The sequence below is a fragment of the Micromonospora sp. ATA51 genome, from assembly GCF_016802855.1.
Taxonomy (GTDB): Bacteria; Actinomycetota; Actinomycetes; order Mycobacteriales; family Micromonosporaceae; genus Micromonospora; species Micromonospora sicca.
Window position 1 is genome coordinate 1 of sequence record NZ_JAEVHJ010000283.1, and the last position, 8,856, is coordinate 8,856.

Here is an 8,856-nt window from a genome sequence, read left to right on the forward strand (position 1 = left end):
CTTCCCGACTGGTCTCACCCACACGGCTTCAACACGTCCGCCGATCCACAACAACAGCACCCCCGGTGGCCGGAGGCGTAGGGCGCGCCGGCATGGGATCTGCTTGCCGCGCAGCGCGAACGCTCGGCGCGCGGCGCCGACCGGGGCGCGGGGCTGGCCCCGCGCCAGTCGGGCGAACCAGACGGCCGACGCGGCCGCGTCATCGGCCACGGGCAACGGCCGTCCGACCGCGACCAGGCCGTAGTGGGGCGTGACCAGGCCGTTGATCAAAGCGGCGTTCGACATGATCGCCTCTCGATCGCCAGTCGTCCATACGGTATGTATGCTTGCTGACCGAGACCTGCCCCTCCAACTCATGCCATCCCACCCATTCGCCGGGTGACGCTGGCCAGATCGGAGTGACATGGGCTGCTCACACGCTCAGGACTGCCCCCTCTTCCCCCTGCTCAACGCAAGCTTGAGCGCCTGGCGCAACTACTACTGCGACAGTGCCCAGGGCTGGCGGACGTGCGCTCGGTACGAGCTGTCCCGAACGGGCCAGCTCGTACCGATCACGCTCCTGCCGAATGGAGCCGACGCGATATATCTGGGGCGCGTACCCGCCGGTGCGGGGTCGGACACGGCACGCCAGACACCCCCGTCACGGCTCGATCCGGGGTCCTCGCAGCGGTTCGAGCCGTGCCGGCCCGGGAGCTCAACCCGGTACCGGCACCCGCTCAAGGCTTCAACCCCGGCTCGTCCGCACCGGGTCCGCACCCCTCCAGAACTCCATCGGCCCCACCGGCGCCTCGGCGGGTCCGGTGGTGGACCCGACTCGTAGATTGGATTGCAGGTCCCGCATGACTGAATACTGGCCCTGGTGGGCGGGGGCTGTCGGGCTCGCTCTCACCACCATCAACTACGCCGTCACGACCGATCGATCCTTCGGGGTGTCCGGTGCGTGGGACCGCGTGCTGCACTGGCGCGCCGAACGCCGGGTCGAACGGGTGAACGAGCAGTTCGCTGACGAACGTGTCCTCGCCGAGGCTCTCGCCGCGGCCGCCGCCGACCAGTTCGGAGCCGGTTCGGCGGCACCTGCTGCGCATCCCGCCCCGCACGGCGACGCGCGGGCACCGCGACAGGACGGGCGACCACCTGCCTCGCCGAGCTCCTCACTGGCGAGCCTGCTCCCGGCACCCTTGGTCAGCCAGGTCGCCCTGCTCCTGTCGGTCTTCGTCGGCGGGTGGATAGCGGCGGTTACCGCCGGCCGGTTCCAGCTCCGCCTCGACATGGGCGACGCCTTCGGCCAGATCGTGACCGACAAACCGATCGAAATGATTGGCGCGTTGTTCGTCGGCGGTGTACTCGTCGGCTTCGGTACCCGTCTCGCCGGAGGGTGCAGCAGCGGTCACGGGCTCAATGGCTGTGGCCGGCTACAGCCGGTCAGCATCGTCGCGACTGCCGTCTTCTTCGGCACCGGCGTCCTCGTGTCGTTCCTGCTGTGGAAGGTGATCTGATGCGTACCCGGGGCGGGATACTCGTCGCTAACATCATCGCTGGGCTGGCTCTCGGCTATACCGTCGCGAACGTCGGGTTCGGTGACTACGCCGAACTGAACCGTATGTTCACCTTCCAGGATCTTCGCATGTTCCTGGCCTTCGCCGGCGCCGTAGCGATCATCGTCGTGGTATTCGCCGTATTGCGCGTCCGCCGCACCCCAGGTCGCATCCACGCCGGCGTAATCCCCGGCGCAATCTTGTTTGGCGCGGGCTGGGCGATCTCGGGTGGCTGCCCGGCGATCCCCATCGTGCAAGTCGCCAGCGGGTACCTCCCCGCCTTGGTCACGATCGCCGGCATAGTCGTCGGCATCCGGCTCTGCCGCTGGGCCAACACGAGGTACTTCCACCTCGACAGCGGATCCTGCGAGCGGTAGCCGAACGCGAGCGACTCGGACGGCACGTCTCCGCGATGGTGAACTTCCGATTTACCCGACTTGGCTCACGGTCTGCTGATTTGGGGGTCTGCGGAGAAGCCTGTACCTCGACGGGCGGGAACCGAGCCAGATCCCAGATTTCATGCGTTCGAGCTTCGGGCTGAACATCGCAGTCGTTACCGCGGACAACTGGCTCATCGTGTCCCGCAGAAGTCCACGAATGGCGACCGGTCGAGATAGGTGGGCCCCGTCGGTCAACGAGTCACTCTCCCGTGAAAAGGACTCAGTGGACGGGGGACCGCCGGATCTCTTCCAGGCTGCCCGTCGCGGGATGCAGGAAGAGCTTCACATCGGAGACGACCAGTACGACCTTCGCCTCTTGGCCTTCCACGTCGCGACGTCCCTGTCGCAGTGGGGCGTCATGCTCCTCGCCCGCCTCAGTGCAATGTCCCGTGGCGACTTCGAGGCGCACCTGTCCAGAGGCGTCGAGGACGGCTGGGAACACCGGGCGATCGACTATGTGCTATTCGAACCCGTTTCGACGCTTCGCTACCTCTTGCGACCTGACAGACGGGACAACTGGACGCCCGCCGCCCCCGGGCTGTGCTACTTGGCCTTGGTCAACATGTACGGCCGACGACAGGTGGATGCTGCGCTTGATCGTGTTCTGCGCGACCTCTCATAGCCTTCGTGCTCGCGCCGAGCATTGCAGGCCCGGGGCCGGCGATGCACGCCGCTAAGTAGCCGAGATCAGTGCGTTTCGGAAGTCAAACAGTGGCCAGCCGTCTCGCCGCCGTCCGCCGGATCCTTTTCGTTCTGCCGTACTGCGCCAGGTGATCGAGGGTGCGCACCGCCATGGAAGTCTCTGCAAGCCGAATCTGAAGCGAGTCAGTCCAGGCCGACAGCGTCTCCCGGGTGAGTTTCGGAACGGCGCCCTGGATCCGCAGGATGTCGACTTCTCGCGCACGCCGGGAGGCATACTGCCGGTCGCTCTCGTTGCGTGCCAACCCGATCCACTGCTCGCGGTGTTCCACATCAACCCACTCCATCATTTGGGCCACCACGGCCGCGACCAGCACGTCGTCTGGGTCGAGGAAGACCGCGGCGAGCAACCTCGGATGGCACGCCTCGCCGCAAATCGCCCTCTGATAGAGTGACCACCGCTGATGTTCGTCGCTAGCGTCCTCAGGTAGCGGTATATCAAGACACTGGGCAAGGGCCTGAAGATGCACGTCCAGACGGTCACTGGCCTGCGACAGACGCGTCACTCTCCCCATCGGGGTTCACCGGCACCACAACCTCACCTGACGCACCTTCCGGTGTCCCCGACCAGGGTAGTCGCGGCATCAGTCCGCGTGCGATTCATTCTCGCGCCGCACTGTCATGCCGCAGACCACGGTCAGCAGCATCTGCCAGGTGAACATGGCTCGGTCGAACCTGGGACACTCGCCCCGGACGGCGCTGGCAGCGCTACGTCAACCTGAGCCCCTGAAGACGGTAGACGGGCAATCTCCAGTGCGGACGGCCGGTGCCGTATGCATGGTGCCGATCATCACTGATGGAGCCTAGGATGCGGCCCGTGAAGCGATCGACAGGTGCGAGTTCACCATCGGCGCCCGCTCGTGGCGGACGAAGGCATCGGCCCCAACGGGAGCCGGGCCAGCGTGCCCGGTGCGTTGACAACCTCGCGCACACTCTCGTCGAGGGCCGATCTGTCTATCTCGGCTGTCCATCGGACTTGCCTGCGATGCCGCAGGTACGGGTCGTCCTCGTCAGCCTGAAACCGGTAGTCTCCGACGATTACGCCTACGGCGGCGCGGCGCCGCCGCATCGGCACAACGACCACATCGTTAGGCTTCATGTCTAGCCTGAAGGATCGCCAGTACCTCACAAACACGGGGAACGCGCGCTCCGTCCGCTCTGGCAGCGCGGCCCTTAGTATCCGGAGGATTGGCTCGTCTCCCGGCCATTCCGATAGGTCGGGCATTTCTGGCCCACCGATTGCGATCAAGTCCTCTTTGAGAAAGCGCCGCTCAACCGCTTCGTCGTTCCACGCTCGCACTCGCCAGTTCTGCGCCTGGTCATTCGGCTCAATGGTCGGCATCAGCTCAGTGTGTCTTCCGCAGGAGCGAACCTCCACTGCAATCGCCGGCGTGGACCTCTTCGGCGGACCCGAAGTTGTCAGACGTCTCGATATCGACTGGTCGAGTGCTGTTGGGGCGCACCAGGTCACGCCCCAACTGGCTTGGCCGCCCAGTTGTCGGCGAGCTCAGTGCTGACGTGTGCGAGCAGCGTGATGAATCTGGTGGTCGTCGACCACGACGGTGACGACTCCACCATTCGCGCTGGGCCGTGAACAGTATCAATCGTTGGCGGCCGGGCCGGAGCCGCCGCGGCATTGTCCTCCCGCAAAGGCAGGTGGACGCTCGCGGCGGTTCGCGCCGTTCCACCAGCACACGCAGCTTCCCGGGCAACTTGTCCTTCACGTTCCGAATTTGTGAAGCTGGCAGCGCTGGATCACCGGGTGGTCGAACACATCGGTCGCGGCCCCGTGCAGGGCCTTGCCTCCGTCGATGGCGACCAGGATCGGCCGCTTCACGCAACCGACTCAGAACGCCGACCCGTGCGGGTGTCCCTCGCGTCGGGGCTGTTGCCTGCGCTTTGGCCTAGTCGCGGTCCGCCGGTTCACCCCTGGGTGGTGGCCGACGCCGTCCGGTTCGCCCGCGCCGCGGCAGGCGATAGCTGGTTCGTCGATGGGAGCTGCGTCAACGTCAACGGGGTCCCCGGCAGTACGTGTACCGGGCGGTTGACCAGTACTGGCCGGTCATCGACGTAAGGTGGCTGGTTCTCTACCCGGTCGTGTCCTGCGAGCGGCCCCGGGCAGCCAGCCGGTTCAGGTCGGTTTCCTGCTCCCGCAGGATCCGCTCGGCCACGGCGAAGGCCGCGTTCGCGGCAGGGACTCCGCAGTAGATTGCGCTCTGGAGCAGCACCTCGCCGATTTCGGCGGGCGTCAGGTCGTTGCGCAGAGCGCCGCGGACGTGCAGCGCCAGTTCCTCCAGGTGGCCGCGGGCGACCAGGGCGGTGAGGGTGATAGAAGATCGGGTGCGGTGGTCCAGGCCCGGGCGGGACCAGATCTCGCCCCACGCGTAGCGGGTGATGAAGTCCTGGAAGTCCGCGGTGAAGGCGGTGGCGCCGTCGGTCGCGCGGTCCACGTGGGCGTCGCCGAGGACAGCCCGACGTACGGCCATGCCGGCGGCGCGGTGGGCCGGGTCGTCGGTCGCTCCGGCCGGGGTCGGTGGGCGGGTGGCGGTGAGGTGGCGGCGCAGGACGTCGTTGACCACCTCCGGGCGTTCGACGTTCGCCAGGTGAGCTGCGCCGGCCACCTCCAGCAGGCTGGCGCCGGGGATGCCGTCGGCGAGACAACGAGCGTGGGCGGGTGGGGTGGCCGGGTCCTCGCGACCGGCGACCACCAACGTCGGCGTCACGATCCGAGGCAGTTCGTCGCCCATGTCGTACGAGGCCAGTGCGTCGCAGCAGGCGGCGTAGCCGGCCGGGTCGGTGGCGGCGATGTCGTCGAGGAGCGCGGTGGCGCGGGCGGAGCTGGCGAAGCGTGCGGTGAACCAACGGCCGGGGGTATCGGCCAGCAGCGGCGCCATGCCCTCGGCCCGTACCAGCTCGGCCCGATCGGACCAGGACCGCGGCTCACCGAAGCGGGCGGAGGAACAGATCAGGGCGAGCGAACAGACCCGGTCCGGGTGGTGCCGGGCGAGGTAGGTTCCGACGGCGCCGCCGAGGGAGATACCCGCGTACGCGAACTGTGGCCATCCGTGGTGGTCGGCCAGGTCGAGGACCAGCCGGGCCAGGTCGGCGATGGATGTGGCGCCCGGTCGGCTGTCGGGCAGCAGGTGGGTGGGGGAGCCCCCGTGGCCCGGCAGGTCCCAGCGCAGCACCCGGTGGGCGCGGGCGAGTTCCGGTAGCGACGGTTCCCACACGGCGAGGGAGGTGCCGAGGGACGGGCCGAGGAGCAACGGCGGGGCGTTGTCGGGCCCGTCGAGGCGGTGGTGCAGCAGCGGTCGCTGCGGATCACTTATCATCTATCTTCCCCTGCTGGTGAGGGCGCGGAACGGGCGCCGCGGCGTAGCGCCTGATCAGTGAGCACAGCGGCCGAACCGAGGTAGCTGGCCGGATCGGTGAGATGGGTCAGCTGGCTGTCCGACAGGCCGGCTCGCTCAGCCTCCTCGGCCAGTGCCCGGTCGAGGCCGATCCCATCAGCCGTGGCGCGCTGGGAAGCGCGGGCGACGAGTTGCTTGGCTGGACCGCGGCCGACCGCTGCGGTGAGCGTCGCGCTCAGCTGTTCCGAGACGATCAGCCCGTGGGTGTGATCGAGGTTGGCGCGCATCCGGTGTGGTTGCACCCGCAGCTGCTCGGCCAGGTGGCTGGCCGCGCGGGCGGCGCCGCCGGTCAGCCGGAGCGCCTCGCGGAGCGTCTGCCACTCGGCGTGCCAGGCGCCGGAGGGGCGCTCGTCCTCGGCGGCGAGGGCGCCGAGCAGCACCGCGGCGAGCCCCGGCACTTGGCGCGCCGCGGCGGCGAGGAGGACGCGCGGACCGGATTGCTCTTGTGGGGCATGGCCGAGGATCCGCCGCCGGCCGCCTCGGCCACCTCGCCGATCTCGGTGCGAGCGAGCACCAGAACGTCGGCGGCGAGTTTGCCGAGGGCACCGGTGGTGAAGGCCAGGGCCGCGCCGAGGTCGGCGATCGGCGTACGCAGGGTGTGCCAGGGGATTACCGGCTCGGCCAGGCCGGTTTCCTGGGCGTACCGAGCGAGTAGGGCCAGGCCCACGTCGCCCGGCGCCGGTGCTGCGGACCTGGCGTAGGCGTGGAAGGCGGCGAGCGTTCCCGCGGCGCCGCCGAGCTGCGCGGGCAGCGTCGTGCGCGCGGTGTGCAGGCGGTCCCGGGCGTCAAGCACCAGGCTGCGCCAGCCGGCGGCCTTGAGTCCGAACGTGGTCGGGACGGCGTGCTGGGTGAGGGTACGGCCGGGCATCGGCGTTGTCCGGTGCTCCGCGGCGAGCCGGGCCAGAGCGGCGGCGGTGCGGTCGAGGTCGTCCAGCACGGGGCCGAGGGTGCGGCTGGCGACCAGCATGGTGGCCGTGTCGAGGATGTCCTGGCTGGTGGCGCCGCGGTGGACGTACTCGGCGGCGGTCGGGTGGCGTGCGGCGACGGCTGCGGTGAGGTCGGCGACGAGCGGGATGACGGGGTTGCCGTCGGATTGGGCGCGGGCCGCGATGCCGGGCAGGTCGTACGCCTGTGCGTGGGCCGCCGCGGCGACGGCGTCGGCGGCGGCCCCCGGGGCGAGTCCGAGGGCGGCCTGCGCCCGGGTCAGCGCCGCCTCGGCATCGAGCATGGCCTGCAGGAACGCGGCGTCGCCGGTGCTCGCCTCGGCGGCGGTGCCGGCCCGCACTGGGGAGAGCAGGCCCAGGTCCGCGCCGAGAGGTAACGGGTTGCCGCTGCCATCGGGCACCTCAGCTGAACTCAAGGAACACCGTCTCCTCGTGCGGGCCGGAGCCGGCCTGGATGCGGATGTCGAACCGGTACGTCCGCTCGCGCTCGGCGGTGGCAATCAGGGTGTCGCGCCGCGGCGGCTCCAGCGCGGCGAGCACGGGGTCGGCGGCGTTGGCCTCGGCGTACTCGGGCAGGTAGATCCGGGTGAACAGGTGGTGCAGCAGGCCGCGGGCGAACAGGCACACCGCCAGGTACGGCGCGGCGCCGGGCCGGGCGCCGGGCGGCAGCGTGTGCAGGACGTAGTGCCCGTCGGCGTCGGTGGGGACCCGGCCGAAACCGGTGAAGTCGACGCCGTTGCGGCCGGCGACCGCGCCGGTGACCGGGTCGCGACGCAGCGAGCCGGGCATCCGGGGGGTGGTGCCGTCCGGGGTGGTCTGCCAGAACTCCAGTAACGCGTCGGGGACGGGCTGCCCGGCGCCGTCGTACACCCGCCCGTGCAGGGTGATGGTGCGGGGATCCCTGAGCGGGGCCACGTCGCCGCCGCCAGCGAACGGCAGGGCGTAGCCGTAGAACGGGCCGACGGTCTGGGACGGGGTAGGTGCGAGCCGGCCCGCCGGTGTGACGCTGTCGGTGGCCATCAGCGGCCCTCCTCGATCCAGGTCGCGGCCGGGCCGTCGAGCACGATGTCCCACTGGTAGCCGAGGGCCCACTCGGGACTGGACAGGTCGTGGTCGTACCCGGCGACCAGGCGCTGTCGGGCTGACTCGTCGGTGACGGAGTTGAGGATCGGGTCGTAGCGGAAGAGCGGGTCGCCGGGGAAGTACATCTGGGTGACGAGCCGTTGGGTGAAGGCGGTGCCGAAGAGCGAGAAGTGAATGTGGGCGGGCCGCCAGGCGTTGCGGTGATTGCGCCACGGATAAGCGCCCGGCTTGATCGTCGTGAACCGGTAGTGGCCCTGGTCGTCGGTCAGGCATCGGCCGACGCCGGTGAAGTTGGGGTCGAGCGGGGCCGGGTGCTGGTCGCGCTGGTGGGCGTACCGGCCGGACGCGTTCGCCTGCCAGATCTCGACCAGCTGGCCACGCACCGGCCGGCCCTGACGGTCCAGCACTCGTCCGGAGACCGTGATCCGTTCGCCGAGCGGCTCGCCGTGGTGCTGGCGGGTGAGGTCGGCGTCGAGGTCAGTGACGTCGGTGACGCCGAAGGCGGGTCCGGTGAGTTCGATGGCCTCGGGGTCGCGGACGGCGATGAGTGCCCGCTTGGGGTGCCGCAGCAGGCTGCTGCGGTAGGGAGGGTAGTTGCGGGTCGGGTGGTGGGGGAGGGGACGGTCCCCGGCTTGCGTCCGGGCGTGCTGCCGGGTCTCGGTGATTTCCCGGTCGATGTCGGCCTGTCCGGGTGGGAGATCGGCCGGGCCGGGGCGGTGGGTCGCCCGGGGTGGTGGGGCGGGAT

General features: G+C 69.7%; 11 protein-coding genes and 2 pseudogenes. 3 read left to right on the forward strand and 10 right to left on the reverse strand.

Features of this window, described 5'->3' with window-relative positions; genetic code table 11:
• On the reverse strand, positions 1-285 hold a 285-nt coding region (locus tag JNW87_RS29925; protein ID WP_238454810.1), incomplete at its 3' end, for a hypothetical protein.
• 701 nt (positions 286-986) lie between these two features.
• On the opposite strand from JNW87_RS29925, the gene JNW87_RS29930 reads away from it, so the two are divergent.
• From JNW87_RS29930 to JNW87_RS29940, 3 genes are all read left to right on the forward strand, one after another.
• On the forward strand, positions 987-1,496 hold the full coding sequence (locus JNW87_RS29930; RefSeq protein WP_368666285.1) for a YeeE/YedE thiosulfate transporter family protein: 510 nt from the start codon (positions 987-989) through the stop codon (positions 1,494-1,496).
• Positions 1,496-1,912, forward strand: coding sequence for a YeeE/YedE thiosulfate transporter family protein (locus JNW87_RS29935; RefSeq protein WP_109804620.1), 417 nt, complete (start codon positions 1,496-1,498; stop codon positions 1,910-1,912). The genes JNW87_RS29930 and JNW87_RS29935 overlap by 1 nt, the downstream gene beginning before the upstream one ends.
• Before the next feature lie 142 nt (positions 1,913-2,054).
• On the forward strand, positions 2,055-2,597 hold the full coding sequence (locus JNW87_RS29940) for a hypothetical protein (RefSeq protein WP_238454811.1): 543 nt from the start codon (positions 2,055-2,057) through the stop codon (positions 2,595-2,597).
• Between the two features lie 82 nt (positions 2,598-2,679).
• Here JNW87_RS29940 and JNW87_RS29945 read toward each other — a convergent pair whose 3' ends face one another.
• The 9 genes and pseudogenes from JNW87_RS29945 to pcaH form a co-directional block, all read right to left on the reverse strand.
• Entirely contained in the window at positions 2,680-3,024 is a 345-nt protein-coding gene (locus tag JNW87_RS29945) for a hypothetical protein (RefSeq protein WP_109804617.1), read from the reverse strand.
• Positions 3,025-3,515: 491 nt separating this feature from the next.
• Positions 3,516-4,016 carry a hypothetical protein gene (locus JNW87_RS29950; RefSeq protein ID WP_238454812.1) on the reverse strand — a complete coding sequence of 167 codons (501 nt, stop codon included), beginning with the start codon at positions 4,014-4,016 and terminating at the stop codon, positions 3,516-3,518.
• Between the two features lie 352 nt (positions 4,017-4,368).
• Positions 4,369-4,511 (reverse strand): annotated as a pseudogene (locus JNW87_RS29955) (IS256 family transposase); the annotation flags it as partial.
• A 250-nt stretch (positions 4,512-4,761) separates the two neighbouring features.
• A complete protein-coding gene (gene pcaC, locus JNW87_RS41745) occupies positions 4,762-5,160 on the reverse strand; it encodes a 4-carboxymuconolactone decarboxylase (RefSeq protein ID WP_375373561.1) in 399 nt (132 codons plus the stop codon).
• Between the two features lie 54 nt (positions 5,161-5,214).
• Positions 5,215-6,006: pseudogene (gene pcaD / locus JNW87_RS41750) on the reverse strand (3-oxoadipate enol-lactonase); the annotation flags it as partial.
• Positions 6,003-6,482 (reverse strand): hypothetical protein, encoded by a 480-nt coding sequence (locus JNW87_RS40925; RefSeq protein WP_238454814.1) that lies wholly within the window; start codon positions 6,480-6,482, stop codon positions 6,003-6,005. The pseudogene pcaD and the gene JNW87_RS40925, both read right to left, overlap by 4 nt.
• Complete coding sequence (locus tag JNW87_RS29970; RefSeq protein WP_238454815.1) at positions 6,374-7,444, reverse strand: lyase family protein; 1,071 nt, start codon at positions 7,442-7,444, stop codon at positions 6,374-6,376. Before JNW87_RS29970 ends, JNW87_RS40925 begins: the two co-directional genes overlap by 109 nt.
• A complete protein-coding gene (pcaG, locus tag JNW87_RS29975) occupies positions 7,431-8,048 on the reverse strand; it encodes a protocatechuate 3,4-dioxygenase subunit alpha (RefSeq protein WP_238454816.1) in 618 nt (205 codons plus the stop codon). The genes JNW87_RS29970 and pcaG overlap by 14 nt, the downstream gene beginning before the upstream one ends.
• Positions 8,048-8,776, reverse strand: coding sequence for a protocatechuate 3,4-dioxygenase subunit beta (pcaH, locus tag JNW87_RS29980; protein WP_375373562.1), 729 nt, complete (start codon positions 8,774-8,776; stop codon positions 8,048-8,050). Before pcaH ends, pcaG begins: the two co-directional genes overlap by 1 nt.
• Positions 8,777-8,856: the final 80 nt, after the last annotated feature.

Bases quoted from the DNA above. Each gene is read 5' to 3' on its own strand.
- pcaG (WP_238454816.1), bottom strand. From the start codon at position 8,048: ATGGCCACCGACAGCGTCACACCGGCGGGCCGGCTCGCACCTACCCCG.
- JNW87_RS29940 (WP_238454811.1), top strand. From the start codon at position 2,055: ATGCGTTCGAGCTTCGGGCTGAACATCGCAGTCGTTACCGCGGACAAC.
- JNW87_RS29950 (WP_238454812.1), bottom strand. From the start codon at position 4,016: ATGCCGACCATTGAGCCGAATGACCAGGCGCAGAACTGGCGAGTGCGA.
- pcaC (WP_375373561.1), bottom strand. From the start codon at position 5,160: ATGGCCGTACGTCGGGCTGTCCTCGGCGACGCCCACGTGGACCGCGCG.
- JNW87_RS29935 (WP_109804620.1), top strand. From the start codon at position 1,496: ATGCGTACCCGGGGCGGGATACTCGTCGCTAACATCATCGCTGGGCTG.